Below are 23,365 nucleotides of genomic sequence, written 5' to 3' on the forward strand. Positions count from 1 at the left end.
GACTCAGCTATACGATGAGAAGCCGTTCACATCCATTAAAACTAATGAATGTGAACGGCTTCTCTTAAAATCAATACCAAATCCAAAGCTTACTCTTTTATTTTAATGAGATTTACAGAGCAGCTTTTCCTTCGGCTCCGTCGCTTATTCTTATAACGTTCTCAACATCATAAACAAATATTTTTCCATCGCCAATCTGGCCTGTATGAAGAACCGCTTTTGCAGTTTCAAGAACTTTTTCCAGTGGTACATTGGCAATTACGATTTCAATCTTTACTTTAGGAAGAAGCTTGATATCGACTGCAGTGCCTCTATAATATTCTTTGTGGCCTTTCTGAACACCGCATCCTAAAACACTCGAAACCGTCATTCCTGTAATATCAATTTTATTCAGTGCATCCATCAGATCTTCCAGTTTGCTTTCTGATGTAAGAATGTCAACTTTTGTTATTTTATCGCTCATAAAATCCTCCTCACTTTTGGATAATTATATCATATATCCTGTGCTTGTCAATTATTCATCTGATAATAAAAATCATCTGACGTCTGCCATTTAGTGGAAAATGTTGTAGGCATTTTCACCGTGTAATGCAACATCCAATCCTTCGGTTTCTTCTTCTTTGTTGATTCTCAATCTGGTTAATTTTCCGATAACCTTCAGGATAACAAAAGTTGCCACTGCAGCATAAAAGACAATTACAACGACTGCTATCATGTGGGATTTAAGCAGTTCCGCGCTGCCGTAAAACAGGCCGTCGGCTCCAGCAGGATTTACTGATTTCGTAGCAAAAAGGGCAGTTGCTATAGCACCCCAGATACCTCCGACACCATGACAGCCGAATGCATCCAGAGCGTCATCGTAGCCAAGTTTTGCCTTAAGGAAAACAATTGCGAAGAAGCTTGCAGCCCCGCCAATGAGACCGATTATAAACGCAGACATAGGTGTCACATATCCGGCACCCTGGGTTATGGCAACAAGTCCTGCGATAGCACCACTTATTGTACCAAGAGCAGTAGGTTTTTTATTGATGAGCCATTCACATATTACAAAGGAGATTGCACCTGCAGCTGCTGAAGTATTTGTAGTCAGGAACGCATTGACTGCTACACCGTTGACTGCAAGAGCACTGCCTGCATTGAATCCGAACCAGCCGAACCATAGGATTCCACCGCCAAGGATTGCCATAGGCAGATGATGTGGTTCCGGCCTCATCTTTTTTCGCTTACCTAACATGATCGCCGCAACAAGACCCGATATACCTGAATTGATCTCTACAACAAACCCGCCTGCGAAATCCAGAACCCCAAGTTTTTTTAACCATCCGGCATTTTCACCTGCACCACCCCAGACCCAATGGGCTATAGGATCATATACGAATGTGCTCCATAGAAGTATGAAGAGCAGGAAAGCAGGAAATCTCATTCGTTCTGCAAATCCGCCGGAAATGACAGCTGCCGTAATAACAGCAAACATCATCTGGAATATGACAAACAGCAGCTGCGGTATTGTCGTCGAATAGTCTGCATTCGGAAGCTCCCCGATATTACGAAGAAAAGCAAAATCGAGCCCGCCTATCAGTCCGTTTTTATCTGGCCCGAAAGCAAGCGTGTATCCTATAAATATCCATTGAATCGATATGACAGCAAGAGCGGCATAGCTATGGAGTGTCGTACTCAATACATTTTTGCTTCGCACCATCCCTCCATAAAACAACGCAAGACCTGGTATCATCAACATGACCAAAGATGCGGCAAAGATTACAAACGCCATATCAGCTCCGTTTAATCCTTTCATAACTAATCCTCCTTCAAATAATTGATAAATAGTACATTTAAAAATTCAAATAAAGACAAAGGCGCCTGATCGTAATAGAACATATAATTTCCATTATTTCAGACGTCTTTGTCTTGTATGACATGATAAAGCGCCTGCAGATAATAGAATATTTAATTTCCATTACTACAGACGCCTTTGTCTTTCTAAAATTGAATTGTTTCAACTAGAATATATTTGATTTTCTTATAGTATAAATGCATTTTCAAGAAACAGCAATAGATTTTTATGATTTATTTCTGCAAATTTATTTGTTGCCGAATAAAAATTGAAAGCGGAAAAGGGACGCCACTCGCTGATACGCCCTTCGGAATCATATGCGTAATGATCCTGTTACTCTGTAGCTGCGCAATACTGATATTGAAAAAACGAAGAATGTTATAGTTTGGCTAATTCTTTTCCCGGAGTCTCACAAGATTCGCAGCGCTTCGCCTCCGGTCGTCCTCAATAGCCGCATAATGCTTTTTGGTCGTATTTACGTCTGCATGGCCGAGTACATCAGCCACCAGATAGATGTCGCCTGTTTCCCTGTAGAGATTTGTTCCGTAGGTACTCCGCAGCTTATGAGGGGTTATATTTTTAAGCTGTGTTGCCAGCTTAGAATATTTCTTTACAAGGTTTTCGACCGAACGGACATTGATTCTTTTTTTCTGCAATGAAAGAAAGAGAGCATTCTGGCTTCCTGTTTCGGCGATCATGCTGTTCCGGGTCTCAAGGTATTCTCTCAGGGCCTCCTCAACTTCATCTCCGAAGTATAAGATGACTTCCTTGCCGCCTTTTCGTTTGATCTTCATTCCGTTGTTCTTGAAATCAATGTCATCAATATCAAGGCCCACACATTCTGATACACGAATGCCGGTTCCTAATAGTACAGTCAGTATCGCCATATCGCGTGTTTTCGTTTTGCCATGGAATTTCTGCTGTCCCTTAGTAAGCTTTTCTCCCTGCTCAGCCTCATCAAGCATAATCGCAATCTCATCAATATCCAGACGTACTATGTTCTTTTCGTGGACTTTCGGCGTTTTCACAAGGGATGCAGGATTCTTCTCGATCATTTCCTTACGGTAATAGTAATTATAAAAAGAACGCAGGGAAGCAAGCTTACGCATTTTACCGCGTTCCCTGTTTACATGCTCATTACCGTCCTTGACGTAATACTTTAGATAATCAAGATATTCCTCGATATCCATGGGTTTGATCTGGTCAAGGAGCTCAAGAGGATAGCTTACTATTTCCATTTTATTGAATACCGGATTGTTCTCATGCAGGAATTCAAAGAAGACCCGAAGATCATAAGCATATGCAATACGTGTTCTGGATGACGTAGTCGGTTCGATGCCGCGGAAAAATTCCCCGCAGAATTTGGGAAGAGTGGCGATGATTTCCCGAAGTTTAAGGGCATTATCAATATTTACCTGTTCATCGTATGTATGTTCTTTCATGGCATTATTCCTTATTTCTTAATCGTATTTTTAATCCTTACTCTATTTATTATAACAAAAAATCCTGGATCTATCAGCAATTTAATGGAATCACATGCTTGTTTTTTAATAAATGGAAAATTTTGTTCAAATCATAAAACAAGACAGTCAATCTGTGTTATAATTTATTATTGTAAAAAGGTGATCACAATTTTTCGAAACATTCTAATGAAAAATTGGTGTTCTGATTTTCCTATTGCCTTCGACGCACTTTAGCAAAGTTTCTAATATCATACAATAACAGCGAAAGGAGAGTACCGGTACTATTCTGACAGGACGCCGGTGCAGCAATCAAATGAAATACCATTGGGACAAAAAATACTTATACTGGGGTGTCACATCTTTTATCGTAATAGCCTTAAGCATACTTTTCTATTACGGGATCTTTCATATTAAAGTTCTTGGGAATGGATTGAGTGGTTTAGTCGGCATACTGATGCCAATTATTTACGGCCTGATCATAGGATATATACTAACCCCTGTTGTGACTTTTCTGGAAAATAAGGTCTTTTTCAGGCTGGCAAAAAGACTCAAAATCAACAGGAGCAGCAATTTCGAAAAACGAGTGAGAAGCATCAGCATCGTACTAACACTGCTGGCAATGCTGCTCATCATATATGGTCTTCTTAATCTGCTGATTCCACAGCTCATAAAGAGCATACAAACGATTATACAAGGGTTTCCGGGATACTATAAGAATTTTCAGGAATGGTTTTCCAATGTTGTGGCAGGAAATTCAATACTGGAAAACAGTACCTCTGCAATGATCACAAACGCTTCCGACTACTTCCAGTCATGGTTAAACGGTGATCTGCTTCCAAAAATCAACACCGCGCTTGTTCAGATTTCTACGGGATTCATGGATTTCGTCAATGTACTGAAAAATATGGTGATCGGAATCATTATTTCAATATATGTCATGAGCAGCAAGGAGACTTTCGCTGCTCAGGCTAAGAAGATCCTATATGCAGCAATGGAACCGCATAAGGCAAATGATTTCATCAACAGCATGCGGTTCGTCAACAGGACCTTCATCAGATATATCAGCGGAGCCCTCACGGATTCAACCATAGTCGGGATCATATGCTTCATCGTAACATCTATTCTCGACATCCCTTACGGCGTACTGATCAGCGTTATCATAGGCTGCACGAATATCATCCCGTTCTTTGGACCATATATCGGCGGCATTCCAAGCGCATTCCTCATATTGATGGTGGATCCGGTCAAATGCCTGTACTTCATCATATTTATCGTTCTGATGCAGCTTGTTGACGGGAACATAATCGCACCCAAAATACTCGGCGATTCAACAGGATTATCAAGCTTCTGGGTCGTATTTGCAATTCTAATAGGCGGCGGCATATTCGGAATACCGGGAATGTTTATAGGGGTCCCTGTTTTTGCCGTCATTTATGCCTTTGTCAGGCTGATGGTTGATAAAGCCCTAAAATCGAGACGGTTTCCAGAAGACACCGCCAGTTATTTGGATTTGGAAAGAATCGATACTATTACCCATGAGTTTATCAGATCAGAAGCCCCAGGCTCTGCGAAAAAGGAGATTGAAACGGACCAGGAAGAGAAAAAGGAATGATCAGGTCTGCCTCTGTGATACTTCTATGGAAGGTTTGCCTTGGTAAATTCGTTTAATAAATTGACAATGGGAGTCTGCAATACTACAATAATGATAAGGAAGAGAATACAATTCATTTGTACCTGCGGTTGGACGAAGCATATGCCAAACATGTTTTGCAGGTGACAGGCATATGTTCAGTCTGGTGGCTACGCCTTCAAAGGATTTTCTCTTCCTTTTACTTTGTTCTTGAAAAAGCAGGAGATGAGAGTATGGAATTTTTTCTGGAATTACAGGACGAAGAGTTGTGGAATGAATTCTACAGATATAAAATGGAGCGCGGACATCTGAACAGCCGCGAAGACGCCTCTCTGAGCCTGTTTATTGCTGGCAGGATGTTTCGAAGCTACGGCAAAAGTCTGTCAGAAGGCGTATACCGATTTGATTATCCCACAAAGAGCCTGATCAACAAGGTAGGTACTGGTAAGAAACGTGTGGTATATTCATTCGGCGATGAAGAAAGTATGATCCTGAAATTTCTTGCATACAGACTATATAAATACGATTCTAAAATGTCTTCCAGATGCTATTCATTCAGAAAAGATATCGGGGCAAAAAAAGCAATCAGAAGGCTTTCAAATATAAAGAACATACAATGCATGTATGGGTATAAGCTCGACGTGCATAATTATTTCAACAGCATTGACACAGAACTCTTATTAACGATGCTTCAGGATGCCATAGACGATGATGAACCCCTTTATGCATTCCTGGACTGCCTGCTCACTGCTGATAAAGCATATTTTAACAATCAGCTCATAACGGAGAAGCGCGGAGCAATGGCTGGAATTCCCATATCTCCATTTTTTGCAAATATATATCTAAGTGAAATGGACAGGCATTTTGAAGAACTGGGAGCTGCATACGCCAGGTATTCAGATGATATCATTGTTTTCGCTGAAAATGAAGATACCTTACAGCTCTACCGCCAATATATCCTGGATACGCTGGAAAAACTTAAGCTGACAATCAATAAAGACAAAGAATATCTGATCAAACCCTACCAGGAATGGGATTTTCTGGGAGTCGAATTTCATAACCATGAAATTGACGTATCCCAGGTTTCATTAACTAAAATCAAAGGCAAGATCAGAAGAAAAGCGAGGAGCATTCGGAGATGGAAGGTAAGGGAGAACATTTCTGACGAAACTGCACTGAACAGATTTGCAGAAAGCTTCAACAGAAAGTTCTACTGTAATTCAAAATCCAATGAACTGACCTGGGCAAGATGGTTTTTCCCTCTGCTGACTGTCGATAAGGGCTTAAAAGAGATCGATGCCTATATGCAGCAAAACATGAGATATATTGCCACTGGGAAGCACAACAAAGGCAATTACAGGATAACTTATGAGATGCTGAAGCAATTTGGATACAGGAATCTGGTAAATGAATATTACAGGTTCATCAGCAAAGACTGGTCAGCGGATTTTGATGAGTGATGATTTGTTCGTTGACAGGAATATATGGATTGCTTAGCACAGGTGGTTTACCATAATAAGATTATGTTAATCGGAACACTGATACAACTGCAGTGTGCTTGAGACATCCCATTGACTGCAAAAAGAAACTGTTGAAAGATATCCTTTGCAACAGTTTCATTTTTGTTAGCGGTATCAAGAGAGCATGCACAAGATAAACCAGGCTGCCCGGGGCTGGGCCGCTCAAATGAACCGTAAACGCCTCAGAAACGATTTGTACTGGAGCCCACAAGGAAAATGCGTCAACTTTTCGTTAAAGTTGTGTTTTGCGAATAGTTGGAATAGTTACTATTACAGCTTTACAAGGCCATATTTTACGAATCATGCCCGTTTGATAAACCAGACCCAAATGCAATTTATGCATCTTATATACGAAGCTTTTACTTCTGATCCACTGTCTTTCCAAGCAGATACCTCTTTTTGTATTTTATTCCGGCATATCTTCCTATTTTGTTGATGACCGCCGGATTTATGACTCCGCCAACAACACCAATCAAAGGCAGCCCCTGGACGAATTTTGCAGTCAGGAGGGCGTCTGAAAGCGCATCGGAAGTCTCTCTTATGATTTCTTCCAGATCGATTGGAATACGGCCGCCTTTATCGATCATTTCACCTGTCATTTCGACTTTTCTGTCAAATTCCTTCTGTGTGTCGTCTTTTGACATGGCTCCACCTATCAGATACAGCATATATGCCTTCTCCTGATCTGTTTCATACTGGTATCCATAGGATAAGGCTATCTCATTGACAGTTCTCAGAATGACGGCGATAAACAGCGGTATATCCGGAAGGCCGATGCCCAACAGGCCGAGAACACCTCCCTCAAGGGCTGAAATGGAAGCGTTTAAGGTTTTCGTCTGGCCCGACTGCCTGTCCAGCTTTCTGATATGTTTTCGCTTCATTGCTCTGTCGACGGCATAATTGCTCATATCGAATTCCGCCCTGATTCTGTCCTTATCATATGTCTTTTCTATATAATCATTTCCTTTTTCAAAAACCAGATGAAACCCTTTGAAGAATGCAGTGTTTAAAGCACTCTTCAGTTTGGGTGGCACCATATTCTGGAGTTTATCCATAACGGGGCTTATCTTTGATTTCACAAAGGCATTTTCTTTTTGATTCAGTATCTTCTGCTCCTGTTTTTCAATATCCCTCAGCTGTCTTTCAAGGATGCGGCTCCTTCTACGATCTTCTCTTTCACTGTTTCGTTCCTGTACTTTTTCGGATGTTTTCATTTCATTTTCTCCTATGATTTTCTTAACAGTGCCCGATTATATTCTGTACCCTTCCCACCATATCGTTCTCAACGAGCATCACCTTAATCCCGTGGGGATGAAATTTGCTGTTTGTCAGAATCCTTTTTACATGGCCCCTTGTAAGCGTTCCGGTACGCTGGTCCTTCTTCAGGACTATATCGACCTCTGCGCCTATTTTAATATTATCTCTGTTTTGTCCGTTCATCTTCTAATCCTTTCCGTGTCCTGCAGTTTCCTATATTTTTCTATTTTTTTCGAATGTTTGCTCTTCGCACGAATACAAAATGCAAGGAACTGTATTCACCCGTCTGGCTATGAATACAGTTCCTGTTTTTTTGGAGTGATTACCTTTATTCGGCGTTTTTTTCAGTTTCTTCCTTTACCGGCATTTCTTCTTTCAGCCTTACCAGCTCTTCAATGATTTTAACTGCACCTGAAATGCCCACGGTTGTTGTGTTTATTGTAAGATCATATTCCCCAGCTTCGCCCCATTTTTTGTTCGAATAATAGTTATGGTAGCTTTCCCTGTTCTTATCCGTCTTCTTGATCAGATCCTTCGCTTTGTCCTCTGAAAGATCATAGAGCTTGGCGATTCTTTCGATTCTTGCTGGCAGATCTGCATGAATGAAGATATTCACACAGTTTGGAAAATCTGCAAGCGCGTAGTCGGCACATCTTCCGACGATGACACAGGGGCCCTCGGTCGCTATCTTTTTGATTGCTTCAAACTGTGCAAGAAAAACTTTATGGTTGATAGGCATGTCGACATATGCTGATGAGCCATATCCAAGTGAGTATGTATCCATTACCAGCGAATACAAAAAACTGCTTGTCGGCTTCTCATCGTGGTTCTCAAACAATTCAGGAGCCAGACCGCTTTCTTTGGCTGCAATTGAAAGCAGTTCCTTATCATAACATTTAATACCATAATCTTCTGCCAGAAGCTGTCCTGTTTCCTTGCCGCCGCTCCCGAATTCTCTCGCAATTGTAATTATCGTACTTGTTTTCATATAATTCACTCCTCTTTTATGAAATGCCTTAATATCTAGTTGTCTATGTGTCATTATAATACATTTTTCAAAAAAAGTACAGTTGCTGTGTGCATGTCGATCATCCGCGCAGCTTATTTAACAGTTTTTCAAAATATTCAGGCAGCGGAGCCTCAAATTCCATGTACTGCCCGGTCCTCGGATGTATAAATCCAAGAGTCATTGCGTGCAGTACCTGTCCCTGCAGATGATAGCTGCTATCCCTGGGACCATATACGGCATCTCCCAGAAGGGGATGATTAATGCTAGCCATATGTACGCGGATCTGATGGGTTCTGCCCGTCTCCAGCTGGCACTCAATGTAGGTGAAAGAGCCTATTTTTTCAAGAACCTTATAATGGGTAACAGCCGGCTTTCCATTCTTGTGGTTGACTGCCATCTTTTTTCTGTCTACAGGATGCCTGCCAATAGGGGCATCTACTGTACCGCTCTCTTCTTTCATGCCATGATAGACAATGGCCCGGTATTTCCTCGTAATGGAATGTACGCTCAGCTGCTCGGCAATAAAATTGTGTGCGGCATCGTTTTTACATACTACAAGAAGCCCTGTAGTATCCATGTCAATGCGGTGGACGATTCCAGGCCGGAGCACGCCGTTGATGCCTGAAAGACTGTCCTTACAGTGGTACATGATGGCATTTACCAGCGTTCCTGAATAGTGGCCCGCTGAAGGATGGACGACCATTCCCTTTGGCTTGTTCACAACCAGCACATCCTCATCTTCATAAATGATATCGAGAGGTATATTTTCCGGTTCGATATCCGGTTCGCGGTCTTCAGGTATCTGAAATTCAATGACGTCGCCAGCTGAAACCTTATAGTTCGCTTTGACCGTGGATCCATTTACCATCACGCCTCCGTTTTTCAATATGCCCTGAATGCGGGAACGGGAAATGCTCTCGACCATTTCTGATATATACTTGTCTATTCTTGCTCCTGTACATTCTGCAGGGACAATAAATTTTTCCATCTGTTTTACTCCAATCATACTTTCGGCCATATCAATCATCATTTCTATCCTTTTTTAAAGAAATAAAATCAAGATCGCTTTCCTTATAAATGAAAAGAAAAAGCACCATCAGAAGCCCTGCGGCAATTGTGACATAGCAGTCTGCCACATTGAAAATAGGGAAATCAATCAGCTTGAAGTATAGGAAGTCGATTACATAAGAATTCCGTATTCTGTCAATCATGTTGCCGACAGCGCCTGCAGCCATGAGTATGCTTACGATTCTCAGAGGCATGTATTTCCTCGAATCCGGAATCCTGGTATAGACATATCCGATACCTGCAAGTATGATTACACCGCTGATAATAAAGAAAATCTTCTGGTTCTCAAGGATTCCGAAAGCAGCCCCTCTGTTCTCAAGGTACTGCAGCTCGAATACCCCCTTTATGAGTATGAATGGTTCCCTGTCTTTCAAATTTTCAACTACCAATATTTTTGTAAGCTGATCAATCACGATCAGCAGGAAACATCCGGCTATTCCGACTATGTTATATAATAAACTCTTATTCTTTGCCTTCAATTGCTTAATCCTCAATCTCTCTGCACAGATATCCTGTAGCTTCCCTCAATTCATCATCAGTAACAGTCTTATCTATGAAGGCATTACCGATTGATTTAAGGAGTATGAATCTGATCTGGCCACGGTCCATCTTTTTATCAAGCTTAACTGTATTTATGATCTCATCAAGACTGATGCTTTCCATACTGACAGGAAGCCGGAAACCGACGAACATATCCCTGATTTCAAGAAATTCATCTTCTTTCAGATAACCGCGTTTCCACGAAATATATGCAGCTGCCACTGAACCAAGCGCAACGCATTCCCCATGAAGCAGTTTAAAATCCATGTATTTTTCTATGGCATGCCCAATTGTATGTCCAAAATTCAGAAGCGCCCGCTCGCCTTTTTCCTCTGGATCTTCTTCAACAACCCTGCCTTTGATGACACAGCTTCTGTAAATCATTTCTTCAAGAATTTCAGGGTCCTTTTCGTATATCTCGACCATATTTTCGATCAGCCATTCAAAGTAATGCTCATCCTTGATCAGCCCATGCTTGAGGATTTCTCCCATTCCCGAAAAATACTGCCTTGGGTTCAGGGTGTTGAGGGTGCTGATATTCATGTAAACAAGTCGTGGCTGATGAAACGCGCCAACCATGTTCTTATAACTGTCGAAATCTACCCCAGTCTTGCCTCCGATGCTGCTGTCGACCTGGGACAGCAAGGTGGTAGGAAGCTGGATGAAATCAATGCCCCTTAAATAAGTCGCAGCAGCGAAGCCTGTCAGATCACCTGTAACACCGCCGCCCAGGGCGACAAGGATATCCTTCCGGTCAAACCTTGACATGATCAGAAATTCGTAAAGCCCGCGCACTGTATCAAGCGTCTTGTTTTCCTCACCTGCTTCAAAAGTGAATATGACGACCTGGTCTGATATACCTTTCAAAACATCCGCAACTTCCTGACTGTAGAGGCTTCCGGCATTGCTGTCCGTTACGATGCAGATTTTCCTGTTCTCTGCTCCCAAAGCCTTCAACTCCTCTGCCAGGCGGTCGTAAGAGTTTTCTATAATAATATTATAAATCGGTTTTTTATTGTAATTTACTGTAAGCATTTTTGACATGATAGTTTAGTTTCCTTTCCAATTTATACATATTTGAGGATTTTTATAAAATAGCGTCCTTTTTTTGTCTGGGACACGACTTCTTTGAAAATGAATTTTCCCTTCCCACGTATTGATACGATGTCGTCAGGTTTCAGGACAGTGCTGTTAGAGAGGTTCTGCCTTCCGTTGATGAATACATTCCCATCTTCAGCCAGAACAGACATGCTGCTCCTGGAAGATGAAAAGGCAAGCGCCATTATGCTGTCAATCCTGGCTGAGGCTACAGATCCGCATATCTCATCAAACTCCTGGGCTGAACTGATGTTCTCCAGGGAGTCTATGGTTGTCCTGACATTCGTATGCTTTACACGAACCAGTTCATTCGCAAGGAAACCGCCAAAGGAACATGCGGCTATAATATAGCCGGTGTTGTCCTTAACGACAATATCCCCGATCCTGCTCCTGTCGATTCCAAGATTCAAAACGGCTCCAAGGAAGTCCCTGTGGGTAAGAGAATCTGAAAATTTCCTGTTCAGAGGCTCCACTTTAACGCATATAAGCGGATATTCTATTTCATAATAAAGATCTTCCGGTATAAACGCTGCCATCTGTCGCTCGGCAAGGCCATAACCGCCAAAAGTTTCCCACCTTACAGCGGGAAACTCGTTATGTGTGCTATGTAAGATCTTTAGTTCATTCAAATTCAGAAAATCCGTAAAAGTTACAATGTTTTTATAATATGCGGAAAAAGCCGTATCGATCAGCTTTTTCTGCAATATAAGTTCTTCTTTTGTCATAATTTAAGTCTGTCCGGCTAGAATTCGGTCTGTAATGCCGGAACATCAAAAGCGCCGTTTAAAATGCTCTGAAAATCACCAGAAATATCTACTGTAGAAGGTGTGATAATAAATATGTAGTTAGAAATTTTCTGAAGGTTTCCGCTTATTGCGAAACATGAACCTGATGTGAAATCTATGATTCTCTGTGCAACATCGACTTCGATGCCTTCCAGATTAAGGACAACTGTACGGCCGCTCAGCAGAGTTTCCGTAATTTCTCTTGAATCTTCAACATTTGCCGGCTTAATTACGCAGACTTCCATGCCATTTATCTGTTTTCTTGATGGACGAATTGGAGTGATCTTACCATTTTTAGACTGTGCTGCCTTTGTTTTGAAGTCATCCCTTCCATAATCGTCATAACTTTTATCTTCAGCTTTCGCTTTGTTCACAAAACTTTTTGTAGCCGGTTCATCCATGAAATCATCATCGTCATCATAAACTTCATCCCCGTTAAGCCTCATCAAATCCATAAACTTATTAAACATACTCATTCCATACTCTCCTATCTATGCTATACAATATTATAATTTCGTCCTCCGAAAATTCCAGTCCCAACCCTGATCATAGTAGCTCCCTCTTCAACAGCCACTTCATAATCCCCTGTCATGCCCATTGAAAGCTCGCTCATAGATACATTATCCTTGTTTTTAGTTTTTATGTCAACAGATAATTGTTTTAATTTCCTGAAATACTGCCTGTTCTGTTCTGGATTTTCAACAAAAGGCGCGATTGTCATAAGCCCCTTAATTTTCACATTTTCGAGTTTCGCAATCTGTTCAATCAGGTTTTCGACCTCTTCACATTTCACTCCGTACTTCGTATCCTCTTCTGCAACATTGACTTCAATCAGTACAGACACCACTACATTCTTTTTAAGCGCCTCCTGGCTGATTGTTTCCGCAAGACGGAGCGAATCAACAGAATGTATCATTTTCACCTTGTCAACGATATACTTCACCTTGTTTCTCTGCAGATGCCCGATCAGATGCCAGTTCAGGTTCTCTGGAAGTATATCGTACTTTTCAGACAGTTCCTGAACCTTATTTTCGCCAAATTCTATGATGCCTGCATCCATCGCTTCTTCAATCATGGATACTGGTTTTGTTTTGCTTACCGCAATAAGGGTTACTTCTTCCCTTTTTCGGCCAGCTCTGTCGCAGGCTGCCTGGATGCGTTTTTCAACTTCTGCCAAATTTTCTTTTATCATATTACTTGATTTCCTTTCCTATAATCCCACTTTGCTAATTTACAATATCATTTTCCCTGACAGTAGAACTGTCGAGAACTATGTGATCATAAATCGAAAGACCATAATCCGTATTTTTTTCAACAATGCAGTACTCTTCGTTTTCGCTAAGGATTTTCACCTGTTTGAATACAGCAAAGCCTTTATTGATATTATAGACGCCCATAAGCCTCGCAACAGGACCAATCTGATATCTTTCGGTAGACTCCGGTTTAACAAGATAATTTCCCGGTTCAAAATCCTTCTTATCTATATAATTCATACCCTCGACAGTGCTGTAAATTGTCGTTTCAATGAACTTCTGCGTCATTTTACCGTTTTCATCATAAGTCTCTGCAATAACACCCTTTGCATTATCGTTGCCGCCCTTTGTGAAATATTCTTCAGGAACTGTGTAGAACTCCTTCTCTACAAGGGAGGTCACCGGAATCTTAAGGCCTGAGGCATCATCAGAAAGCAGCTTTACATCGATATATCTGTCTGATGCAAATCTTACCATAGAATTTGTGAAATCGAGTTTTCCATAGGCAGTTCCATCCTTTTCGATTATGGAAAAAGCTGCCCATGCCGATGTATTATCCTTCTGGAACTCAACTTCTACATACTCTTCTTCAGCAAGAAATTCCGCGCGTTCCCTGCTCAGTTCAATTATAACGGACCAGTTTTCGCTGGTGATCGTCTTATAAGCCGGGTCACCCGGGTTTACAATCGTTTCTGCCTGCAGCATGGTTTTTTCATAGTTATTTCCACTTACCATATCCGCTGTAAATGTATCCACAGTGACTGCTTCCAGACCGTCTACTGCATAAATGACGACTCCGCTGACAGGAGCTGCATGAATTTTGAAAACGGATGAAATCCCCTTTTCAGCCAAAAGGCTGTCGATATTCAAAAGGACATTTGCGTTGATCTGTTCAAGAATTGTGCCATCAATTCCATATTTGAAATCATAGACACTTTCGAAATCCATCTCATCATAATCAGCCTTGAAATCCCTGATTTCAGTCTGTATTGCCGAAAGGTTGTCAGACGAAAGTGTTGCCTCATCGCTGTTCTCATTCAGGATTTCAGCTACCTTTCCATTTTCATCGACGGTATAGACTGTAGTACCGACACCGGCCTTTTCACCCTCTCTGATATAATGATTCACATACCCGGCATCCGTGGCATACTCGACTGTTTCTTCCCTAAGAATCAATCCTTTATAATTGTTATCAACTGCAATGGTGCCTGACTGGACCTCATATGCTGAAACACGTTCCGTTGTAAAATATATGAAGACACGGGTGAGAACAAAAATAAAAATTACTCCAAAAATGACAATTCCAATATTTATCTGATGAGGTTTTCTATACCTCGCAACTTTCCTGCTATTTCTTGTTGCCAAAACTGCAGCCTCCATTCATGTATGCATTATTCATTATATTATAAAGGTTATTAACAATAATTTAAAGGCTTTTTCTAAACTAATCAAAAAATTTACTCAAAACCCGACAAACGAACTTTCCTGGCAGATAACAAAGAGTTTCTCTTGCGAAACTCTCGCACTGACGCGCAGTCGCTTCTGCGACTGATTCTTCTTGCGCGTCATGCGCCTCCTCGCGGAGCGCTTTTGATATATCGGAAATTCAAGGAATTTCCGATATATCAAAAAAACACAGCCTCCGTTTACCAGAGACTGTGTGTATATATATTACAAGGCTAATAAGACTTGTGATTTTGCGAAATCAGGTAATTCTTCTTGATCCATCGAGATGCTTAAAACAAACTTGATGTTGAAATGATCACTGAGTTTTTCTAATTTTTTCAATACATTTGAAATATCTTTATCTTCCAGGTGCGCTATTTTTAAGAAGCTATCGAGATAGACCTGTTCCAAATCGTGATCTTCTGACATGATTCCGGTTATGAAACCTACGAATTCATCGCTATTGTCGATTGGATAATCGGTCACATTGATCAGTCGGATCTTATTGCTGAGTTCATACATATGCTTGATGTTTTTGTCAAGATATACAATGTTCCCCTTGCAATCACCGACGGCTTTGTTTACACTGTCAATTAAATGTTTTGTCTTTCCTTTTCCCTTTTTCCCTACGATTAACTGTATCATGTCGATCTCCTCCTTAGGCTTGAAAAAAATGAAGTGACTAAAAACAAGTATCTATTAGTGTTAATTATAGACTTCTATCCCTGAAATTACAAGAATTATTTGTTGATATCTTCTAATAAATCTGTCATCTGGCTGTAAAGCGTCGTTCTGTCATCCGATTTCAGGACAACCGAAATAAAAGGGGTTCCCTGAGCATTTTTACTGAACAAGATCAGACAGGCGCCTGCTTTTTGAGTGGTACCGGTCTTGCCGCCTATTACGGTCACTCCTTCCGGAGTGGCTGCTGTACCTTTCAGGTAATGATTCGTAATATTCCAGGTCACTTCTTTTGATGTACCATCACTCAGTGTATAAGACATTGTATAGGCTGGGGTGTTGATTATTTCCACGAATTTATCATACTTCACAACTTCCTGGAAAATCAGATAGAGATCATATGCAGTCGTATAGTGGTTATCATCATGCAGTCCATGTGGATTTACAAAATTGGAATTTGTTGCTCCTAAAGCCACAGCCTCCTCATTCATTGCTTTTGCAAATTCTTCCACGCTTCCGGATATATGCTCAGCTATTGCAATGCCGGCATCATTTCCCGAATAAATAAGAAGAGCATAGAGAGCCTGTTCAAGAGTCAGTTGATCACCCGGTCTGAATCCGCAGAGCTGTGCCCCTGACTCCGTTATAAGTGCGTTTTCAGTGACCGTGATGACATCCTCCAGGTTTCCCCGTTTTAAAGCTGTAAGTGCCGTCAGGATTTTTGTTATGCTCGCCGGATAAAGTTTTTCATGGGCATTCTTTGAAAACATCGTTTCCCTGCTATCGATGTCAAATAGAGCTGCCGCTTCGGCCTGCGTCATATCGATATCGCCCGCTCCAGGAATATCACCGGCGACAATGCATAAATCCTCTGCAAAAAGAGGGGAATATTCTTCTCCCGCACTTGCAGAGATTCCTGCAACAGGACTGTCACTATCCAGATTATAGGCATTTATTAAATTTTGGTTATTGCCGCATCCGGAGATCACTACTGTTGCTACCGCAGCAGCGATTGCAGGACAGAGCCTCTTATTTATACATTTCACGCCACTCTAAGTCTCCTCTGTCAAGTGATTTGATTAATAATTCAGCTGTCGCAAGGTTCGTTGCCAAAGGGATGTTATGAGTATCGCAAAGACGTACTGCATTATTGACATCCGGCTCATGGGATTTTGGTGACAGTGGATCTCTCAGAAATATAACCAGGTCGATCTGATTATGTTCAATCTGAGCTCCCAACTGCTGTTCACCACCCAAATGACCTGCCAGATATTTATGAATATTCAAATTTGTTACTTCCTCAATCAGCCTTCCCGTCGTACCTGTTGCAAACAGCTCATTTTTGGAAAGTATTCCGCGATATGCGATGCAGAAGTTCTGCATAAGCTTTTTCTTTGAATCGTGTGCGATTAAACCTATATTCATTCTTCATTCCTCCTCTAGTATTTTCTTTGTTGAAGTCCAACGTTTAAGACAAACCCAATTCCCAACAGCAGGCTGACAAGCGAAGTCAGACCGTAGCTGACGAAAGGAAGGGGTATACCCGTATTGGGAATCAGTCCCGTATCAACGCTTATATGTATGAAGCTCTGGAATCCGATCAAAGCAGCCATGCCGCTGCATATGATCATTCCCGACAGATCTTTTGCATTCCTTCCAATCCAAAGGCATTCGATTATGATCAGCGCAAGAAGCAGAAGGATGACACAGCACCCTGCAAATCCAAGTTCTTCGCCGGCGACTGCAAAAATGAAGTCTGTCTGCGGTTCAGAAATGAAATTGCCATTCTTAACCGATGCAATCGTATTATTGTTCAAGCCTTTGCCGAACAGCTGTCCTGAACCGATTGCTGTAATTGAATTCTGCTGCTGGTATGCTCCCCCCATCTCATATTCCATTGGATTGAGCCAGTACATAATCCTGTCCCTCTGGTAGCTGTGTATCAATTTCTGGTCTGGCTGAATAACGATACTCAGAAATATGACTGCCAGCGGGATGCTTACCGCAAGAATCCCACCAATTATTTTGTAATCAAGTCCACCGACAAATACGACCGTACAGAAAACAAGTACGATACAGATGCTTGTCGAAAGATTTGGCTGCTTTAGTATCAAAAAAAGCGGTGGTATCAGAAGTCCGACTACTTTTATCAATGTTTTCGGTTTATTCAAATCATCCTGATGTACCATCAGATATTTCGCAAAAAACAGGATGAGAAGTATCTTTGCCAGCTCCGAAGGCTGAAACTGAAAACCTCCGATTGAGATCCAGCGTGTTGCACCATTTACTTCTTTTCCTGCAATCCTTACTACTAATAATAATATCATATTCAATATATATATCAACCAGTAAAAATTAAGGATATAACTGTAGTCGATCAGTGAACAGATTATCAATGCAATCATGCCGATCACCAGTCCAAAGATCTGCTTGCCCATCACAGATTCTTTTGCACTCCCGATAATGAAAATGCCCAGAATTGAAATCATCAGTGTTAAAATGATTAATTTGAATCTGTAGTCTCTGAGCTGATATTGCTTCAACATATTATAAACGCATCCTTTCATGTTCCAGCTTAAAGGATATAAAGCCTCTTTCACTGCATGTGCTGCTATAGCTATTGTATATTGCTATTTTACTGTTCTTTCGTTTTCTTTCCGGAATTTTTTAGATCCCTGATAGGGATATTGGCATACAATGCAGGCACGCTGCCATTATTGCCTTCTGATTCCGTCTGCGTAATCTGGATATCAAGACCTTCCGGATCGATTTCCATATACTTTGAGATTACCTGTATGATGTCATTCTTAATCATTTCCATGATTTCAGGGGAGCAGTTGGCTCTGTCTGATATCAGCAATAACTTTAACCTGTCCTTTGCCACATCACCCGAATTTTTTTTCTTAAAGAAATCCAATAAACTCATCTTTTTCCCCTCCTAATTCTTTTTGAATAAGCCCATAAGCTTTGACCAGAAATTATTGTTCGCTCCTAAATCAAGCATTGGGACCTCTTCTCCAATAATACGTCTGCAGATGTTCATGTAAGCCTGTCCTGCCAGTGCATCAGAGCCTACCAGCGGTTCGCCCTGGTTTGTTGAGATTACGATGTTTTCATCATCCGGAACGGCTCCGATCAGGTTGATTGCAAGAATGTCTACCACATCTTCAATTGACATCATGTCTCCGCGTTTTACCATATCCATCCTTATTCTGTTTACGATAAGGTCGATTTTTTTGACTTCATTTGCTTCCAGAAGACCGATGATTCTGTCAGCATCACGAATCGCAGATACTTCAGGCGTCGTGACTATGAGGGCACGGTCTGCACCGGCGATGGCATTCTTGAATCCCTGTTCGATTCCGGCGGGGCAATCCAAAATGATATAGTCGAAATCTTCTTTCAGCTCTTCAATCAATGTAACCATCTGTTCCGGTGAAACAGCAGTCTTATCTCTTGTCTGTGCTGATGGCAGAAGGTAAAGATTGCTGTACCTCTTATCTTTGATCATAGCCTGCTTGGCTCTGCAGTGCCCTTCGATTACATCAACCAGATTATAGACGATGCGGTTTTCGAGGCCCATTACAACATCAAGATTTCTCAACCCGATATCAGTATCGACCAATACCACTTTTTTATTCAGTTTCGCAAGACCCGTGCCGACATTTGCCGACGTTGTGGTTTTACCTACACCACCTTTTCCTGATGTTACTACGATTACTTCACTCATTTCTGTTCCTCCCAAAATTGTTGATTTCTTTAAAATTTTATATCATTAATCACATTTTTATTAATTGGTTCGATATAAATGTTTCCTTCTTCGACAAATGCGATCTTCGGCTCAGGATTCTGAAGCTTCTGAGGCGTATCCGGACATCTTGCCATAACGTCGCCTATCTTTATCTGCATTGGATTCATTTCCAGGGCCACGACAAAAGAAGACGGATTTCCGGACTCTCCTGCATAGACAGTGCCTTTCAGGGCACCCAGAACGACTACATTTCCATTTGAAACGACCTTTGCTCCGGGGTTGACATCCCCCAGAACAATCATGCTGTCCTCTGACTCGAGCACCTGTCCCGAACGGAGCGTTCCCTTGTAGAACTGGCCGCCGCTGCTTGAAACTTCACAGGTCCTCTCTTCCAGCGCTTTCTTAAAATGCTGTTCGCGGATTCCGTCATTATCTATGATACACATGATCTGAAGATTTGAGTTTTCAGTAATCACATTGAGAATTTCCTTTTCCTGGGCATCTGTAAGAGTCCTTCCTTCAAATGAAAGAGCCATTTTGGCATCCTTGAAGAATTTTGCAGATTCCCTGAATTTAACGGCAATGTCGGTCAGAATTTCCTCGTAAGACACCTCGCTGTCCAGAATTACAGCAATGCCGTATTTATTGCTTTTAATAATAACTGAATTATTCATAATCGTATTTCTCTCCTTTAATCGCCTGCATGATCTGCACCTGGCTGGCTGGCAGTTCCGCTTATGACTTCGCCTTCATCCGCAAGGTTAAAGTAGTATTTTACCACATCACTTGCAACTGCGGCTGCATTCGCTGAAGTATAACCATTGGCAATACGGACGCTCATTGAAATCTCAGGGCTTTCATATGGTGCATAACCAACAAAGAGTGCGTGGTTTGCACGTTTTTTGCTTTCCTGTGCCGTACCTGTCTTGCCGGCGACGTTAATCTGCACACCCTCAAATGCAGCTGACTCTTCAACAACGCCACGCATGCCAAAATGCACCGCATCCCAGACGGCCCCAGGAAGCTCCACTGTTTTTGACACTTCCGGAGTATAGTCTTTTATAAGAGTACCCTTAGAATCCGTAACCTTGTCAAGCAGGCTCAAATTGAATACAGTACCGCTGTTTGCGACGGCTGTCACATATTTTGACAGCTGCACTGTGGTAAAGTTATTTGTGCCCTGTCCGATTGCTGAACGAACGGGGTCATTAGACGAGATCTGCGGTTCGGTTTCAGGCAGCTCAACACCTGATTTTTCACCAAGTCCGAACATTTCAGCATACTTCTTAAGGCTTTCAAGCCCCTGCTTTTCATCAAATGTTCCATTGGGACTTAAACTCAGTCTGTTTCCAACTTCATAAAAATAGTAATTGCATGAATGCTGGATGGCGCCAGAAATATTCAGGTTCCCATGCGCAGAAGGATAAATCCAGCATTTGGCCACTGGCTCAATTTTATCATATAAGCCCTTGCATTGTACAGTCTCATTCAAAGAAATTACGCCTTCCTGAACCCCTGCAATTGCCGATACCATCTTAAAAGTGGATCCGGGAGCCGTATTCTGCTGCGTTGCCCTGTTGAGCATCGGCTTTGAAAGATCGAACACAAGTTGTGCATAATATTTGCTCTCTGTAATCCTGTTGTTATCATAGCTTGGGTAGGAAACCATCGCAAGCACCTCGCCGGTATCTGTATCTGTTACGACGCAGGAACCCGAACACGGATCAAGTGCAAGCTGGGCGGGAGTTATTTTCAGATTGCTGATTTTATCGAGCATAAAATTGTAAGCACCTGTAGCGCCTGAATTCAGGCCGCTGATTTCACTCTCATTATATTCGAGTACACCCTGATCAAACAGCATCAGGCAGATTTCCCTTCCCGAAAGAGAATTGCCTTTAATCATATATTTGTATAGTTTCTTGCCGAAGGCCGAGTCTTTTGAAAGGCTGTCCGTAATATAAGTGATCAGTTTCCCATATATTTCATTTGTGTCAGAATACTGGCTCTCAATGTCGATTTTTGAAGTGTCGATCCAGTTCATTGAAATAGCATGGGTCAAATATTCCTTCAGGCTTATTGTTTCATTCTTCCATGCTTTATAGGTGTCGTCTGAAGTATCGATTTTCGAAGTCAGAAGCACGCCGCTATTCGAAAGGAGAGAGACTGCATAGCTCATATATACCTGCATCTCTTCATCCAGAGACTCATAGGCAGCCGGTTTGTTTGAGGACAGTTCCCAGTTAAGCTGAGTCAATACCGAAGACTGTTTGCTCAGGAATTTCTGATAGACCGCTTTTTCCGTTGAAGAAGCTTTATCCGTGGAAAAAGCATTGATGTCAATGATGCTGTTATTGATCAGTGCAAAATATACATCATCGATAGGTATCACAATGTCGCTTGATGAGCTGTTCTCAGACGGGGTATAGGTTTTCATGTTTCGAATCTTTGAAACCAGTATTCCTGCCAGCTTCTGTTCTAATATTTTGTATACCGACGCCTGAAGGTTCTTGTCTATGGTCAGGTACACATCATTTCCCGCTTCAGGCTCTTTGCTTTCAAGGGTCTCTATTACCCTTCCCACATTATCGACATAAACCTTTTCATAACCTTTTGCTCCCTGCAGTTCGGTCTCGAGTTCCTTTTCAATGCCGATCTGCCCTACTACATCAGTGAGGACGTAATCTTCATCTTTCTTCTGCAGCTCCTTGAGATCCTCTTCCGTATCGACCTTGCCGGTATATCCGATGATTGAAGAAAAATAGAGGCTGTCCACATATTTTCTGACGCTGTCTTCTGCAATAGAGACGCCCTGAAGTTTATCAAGGTTCTCCATTACTACGGCAACGGTAGAATCGCTGACATCTGCAGCGACTGTTGTCGCCACATACTTTTTAAAGCTGTTTGCAGACATGGAGTATCTGATATTCAGTATCTTCAGTGCGTCCACGGCTGCGTATTCATCTGAAAGGTCATATCGCTTATCGCTCCGAAGATAGGCAATCAGATTTTCGGCTGAGACATTCTTCTGTTCTTCGGAAAGATCATCTACAAGCTTTTCACCATATACATCAGCTATAAAACGAAGGAGTTTCGATCCTTCCACTGAATAGACATAATTTCCACTTTCGTCAATCAGGATCTTCAGGTCACTGGTGAGTGAATCTCCATTGCTCTCTATTATCTTTATCAATTCATAGATTGTACCATTGATTGCCTGGTTCTTTTCTTTTGTCGTTCTGTAGGAACCATTGTCTTCTATTTTAACCGAATAGGCCAGTTCGCTATATGCAAGGAGTTCGCCATTGCGGTCGTAAATATTCCCTCTTGTGCTGGCGATGGTTCTTTCCTTAATTATTTTCAATGTGAAATTCTCCAGATATTCCTCACCCTGAATAATCTGCAGTGAAAACAGCCGCTGTACAAGCACTGAAAACATCACTGCAAACACTACCAGAAGTACAAATAGCCTGGATTTCAATATATTCATTATTATTTCTTTGATATCACTAAACAAATTTACCTGCACTTCCTTTTTCATCCGCCTCCAACCAGCGGTTAATCTTCAAAATGATACGATACAATATAATTGTTATGACCAGCGTATATATGGTTTCCGGGATTATGACATTCCCGAGATAATAGATGAAATTCAGCCTGTTTCGAAGCAGAAACATGACAACATAAATGATAAGGCCATAAGAAAGCGTGCTCCCTGTAATGAGCATCATTGGGAGCTTCACATCATCCCTGAAGAATATCTTATGGAAGAATCCATTTATGTACCCCAGATACATATAGATCATGCCATAAAATCCGAAAATTCCCCCATACAGGATATCGATCAGAAGGCCCGAGAAAAGGCCTACCCACATTCCTTCCTTCTTTCCTCTCATAAAACCGAAAGAAGAAGTGATTACGATCATAAGGTTAGGGGATATCGAAGCAAGTGAAAGTGCTTTGAAAAGGGTGCTCTGAAGCAGAAAGCATACTAGTATCAGCAATGTCAGGACAATTTTTCTTTTCACTCTTT

Annotated in this window: 24 protein-coding genes; 2 read left to right on the forward strand and 22 right to left on the reverse strand. The window is 41.6% G+C overall.

Annotated elements, in window-relative coordinates:
* Positions 1 to 112: 112 nt before the first annotated feature.
* The 3 genes from BJR36_RS01130 to BJR36_RS01140 form a co-directional block, all read right to left on the reverse strand.
* Positions 113 to 463, reverse strand: coding sequence for a P-II family nitrogen regulator (locus BJR36_RS01130; RefSeq protein ID WP_091228906.1), 351 nt, complete (start codon positions 461 to 463; stop codon positions 113 to 115).
* 90 nt (positions 464 to 553) lie between these two features.
* Positions 554 to 1,795, reverse strand: coding sequence for an ammonium transporter (locus tag BJR36_RS01135; RefSeq protein ID WP_091228909.1), 1,242 nt, complete (start codon positions 1,793 to 1,795; stop codon positions 554 to 556).
* A 428-nt stretch (positions 1,796 to 2,223) separates the two neighbouring features.
* Positions 2,224 to 3,276: a tyrosine-type recombinase/integrase gene (locus tag BJR36_RS01140; protein WP_091228911.1), complete on the reverse strand. Its 1,053-nt coding sequence runs from the start codon at positions 3,274 to 3,276 to the stop codon at positions 2,224 to 2,226.
* Positions 3,277 to 3,610: 334 nt separating this feature from the next.
* Between BJR36_RS01140 and BJR36_RS01145 the strand changes: the two genes are divergently transcribed.
* Entirely contained in the window at positions 3,611 to 4,909 is a 1,299-nt protein-coding gene (locus tag BJR36_RS01145) for an AI-2E family transporter (protein ID WP_091228913.1), read from the forward strand.
* 251 nt (positions 4,910 to 5,160) lie between these two features.
* Entirely contained in the window at positions 5,161 to 6,387 is a 1,227-nt protein-coding gene (locus BJR36_RS01150; protein WP_091228914.1) for a reverse transcriptase domain-containing protein, read from the forward strand.
* 419 nt (positions 6,388 to 6,806) lie between these two features.
* On the opposite strand, the gene BJR36_RS01155 is transcribed toward BJR36_RS01150, so the two are convergent.
* The 19 genes from BJR36_RS01155 to mreD all read right to left on the reverse strand — a co-directional run bounded on the left by BJR36_RS01155 (position 6,807) and on the right by mreD (position 23,360).
* Positions 6,807 to 7,661 (reverse strand): EcsC family protein, encoded by an 855-nt coding sequence (locus tag BJR36_RS01155; protein ID WP_169823555.1) that lies wholly within the window; start codon positions 7,659 to 7,661, stop codon positions 6,807 to 6,809.
* Between the two features lie 22 nt (positions 7,662 to 7,683).
* Positions 7,684 to 7,887 carry a YwbE family protein gene (locus BJR36_RS01160; RefSeq protein WP_091228917.1) on the reverse strand — a complete coding sequence of 68 codons (204 nt, stop codon included), beginning with the start codon at positions 7,885 to 7,887 and terminating at the stop codon, positions 7,684 to 7,686.
* 145 nt (positions 7,888 to 8,032) lie between these two features.
* Positions 8,033 to 8,692 carry a cytidylate kinase-like family protein gene (locus BJR36_RS01165; protein WP_091228919.1) on the reverse strand — a complete coding sequence of 220 codons (660 nt, stop codon included), beginning with the start codon at positions 8,690 to 8,692 and terminating at the stop codon, positions 8,033 to 8,035.
* Between the two features lie 100 nt (positions 8,693 to 8,792).
* Positions 8,793 to 9,701 (reverse strand): RluA family pseudouridine synthase, encoded by a 909-nt coding sequence (locus tag BJR36_RS01170; protein ID WP_091229890.1) that lies wholly within the window; start codon positions 9,699 to 9,701, stop codon positions 8,793 to 8,795.
* 31 nt (positions 9,702 to 9,732) lie between these two features.
* Positions 9,733 to 10,260, reverse strand: coding sequence for a signal peptidase II (lspA, locus tag BJR36_RS01175; protein ID WP_091228921.1), 528 nt, complete (start codon positions 10,258 to 10,260; stop codon positions 9,733 to 9,735).
* A 4-nt stretch (positions 10,261 to 10,264) separates the two neighbouring features.
* On the reverse strand, positions 10,265 to 11,365 hold the full coding sequence (gene aroB, locus BJR36_RS01180; RefSeq protein ID WP_091228924.1) for a 3-dehydroquinate synthase: 1,101 nt from the start codon (positions 11,363 to 11,365) through the stop codon (positions 10,265 to 10,267).
* A gap of 23 nt (positions 11,366 to 11,388) precedes the next feature.
* The gene (locus BJR36_RS01185; protein WP_091228926.1) at positions 11,389 to 12,144 is read right to left on the reverse strand and encodes a YlmH/Sll1252 family protein; all 756 of its coding nucleotides are present in this window, start codon (positions 12,142 to 12,144) and stop codon (positions 11,389 to 11,391) included.
* A gap of 17 nt (positions 12,145 to 12,161) precedes the next feature.
* On the reverse strand, positions 12,162 to 12,680 hold the full coding sequence (locus BJR36_RS01190; RefSeq protein WP_091228928.1) for a cell division protein SepF: 519 nt from the start codon (positions 12,678 to 12,680) through the stop codon (positions 12,162 to 12,164).
* A 20-nt stretch (positions 12,681 to 12,700) separates the two neighbouring features.
* Complete coding sequence (locus BJR36_RS01195) at positions 12,701 to 13,396, reverse strand: YggS family pyridoxal phosphate-dependent enzyme (RefSeq protein WP_091228929.1); 696 nt, start codon at positions 13,394 to 13,396, stop codon at positions 12,701 to 12,703.
* Between the two features lie 34 nt (positions 13,397 to 13,430).
* Positions 13,431 to 14,822, reverse strand: coding sequence for a biotin/lipoyl attachment domain-containing protein (locus tag BJR36_RS01200; protein ID WP_091228932.1), 1,392 nt, complete (start codon positions 14,820 to 14,822; stop codon positions 13,431 to 13,433).
* 306 nt (positions 14,823 to 15,128) lie between these two features.
* Positions 15,129 to 15,548, reverse strand: coding sequence for a twitching motility protein PilT (locus BJR36_RS01205; protein WP_091228934.1), 420 nt, complete (start codon positions 15,546 to 15,548; stop codon positions 15,129 to 15,131).
* A 95-nt stretch (positions 15,549 to 15,643) separates the two neighbouring features.
* Positions 15,644 to 16,630 carry a D-alanyl-D-alanine carboxypeptidase family protein gene (locus tag BJR36_RS01210; RefSeq protein WP_242875420.1) on the reverse strand — a complete coding sequence of 329 codons (987 nt, stop codon included), beginning with the start codon at positions 16,628 to 16,630 and terminating at the stop codon, positions 15,644 to 15,646.
* On the reverse strand, positions 16,614 to 17,009 hold the full coding sequence (locus tag BJR36_RS01215) for a methylglyoxal synthase (RefSeq protein ID WP_091228937.1): 396 nt from the start codon (positions 17,007 to 17,009) through the stop codon (positions 16,614 to 16,616). Before BJR36_RS01215 ends, BJR36_RS01210 begins: the two co-directional genes overlap by 17 nt.
* Positions 17,010 to 17,023: 14 nt before the next feature.
* Complete coding sequence (locus BJR36_RS01220; protein ID WP_242875421.1) at positions 17,024 to 18,130, reverse strand: FtsW/RodA/SpoVE family cell cycle protein; 1,107 nt, start codon at positions 18,128 to 18,130, stop codon at positions 17,024 to 17,026.
* Between the two features lie 89 nt (positions 18,131 to 18,219).
* Positions 18,220 to 18,510: a cell division topological specificity factor MinE gene (gene minE, locus BJR36_RS01225; RefSeq protein ID WP_091228938.1), complete on the reverse strand. Its 291-nt coding sequence runs from the start codon at positions 18,508 to 18,510 to the stop codon at positions 18,220 to 18,222.
* Between the two features lie 12 nt (positions 18,511 to 18,522).
* Complete coding sequence (gene minD / locus BJR36_RS01230) at positions 18,523 to 19,314, reverse strand: septum site-determining protein MinD (RefSeq protein WP_091228939.1); 792 nt, start codon at positions 19,312 to 19,314, stop codon at positions 18,523 to 18,525.
* A gap of 29 nt (positions 19,315 to 19,343) precedes the next feature.
* Positions 19,344 to 20,009, reverse strand: coding sequence for a septum site-determining protein MinC (locus BJR36_RS01235; RefSeq protein ID WP_091228941.1), 666 nt, complete (start codon positions 20,007 to 20,009; stop codon positions 19,344 to 19,346).
* Between the two features lie 17 nt (positions 20,010 to 20,026).
* Entirely contained in the window at positions 20,027 to 22,873 is a 2,847-nt protein-coding gene (locus BJR36_RS01240; protein WP_242875422.1) for a penicillin-binding transpeptidase domain-containing protein, read from the reverse strand.
* Positions 22,842 to 23,360: a rod shape-determining protein MreD gene (gene mreD, locus BJR36_RS01245; protein WP_091228944.1), complete on the reverse strand. Its 519-nt coding sequence runs from the start codon at positions 23,358 to 23,360 to the stop codon at positions 22,842 to 22,844. The genes BJR36_RS01240 and mreD overlap by 32 nt, the downstream gene beginning before the upstream one ends.
* Between the last annotated feature and the right edge of the window lie 5 nt (positions 23,361 to 23,365).

Source organism: Anaerobium acetethylicum, from assembly GCF_900096945.1.
In the GTDB taxonomy this organism is placed as follows: domain Bacteria; phylum Bacillota; class Clostridia; order Lachnospirales; family Lachnospiraceae; genus Anaerobium; species Anaerobium acetethylicum.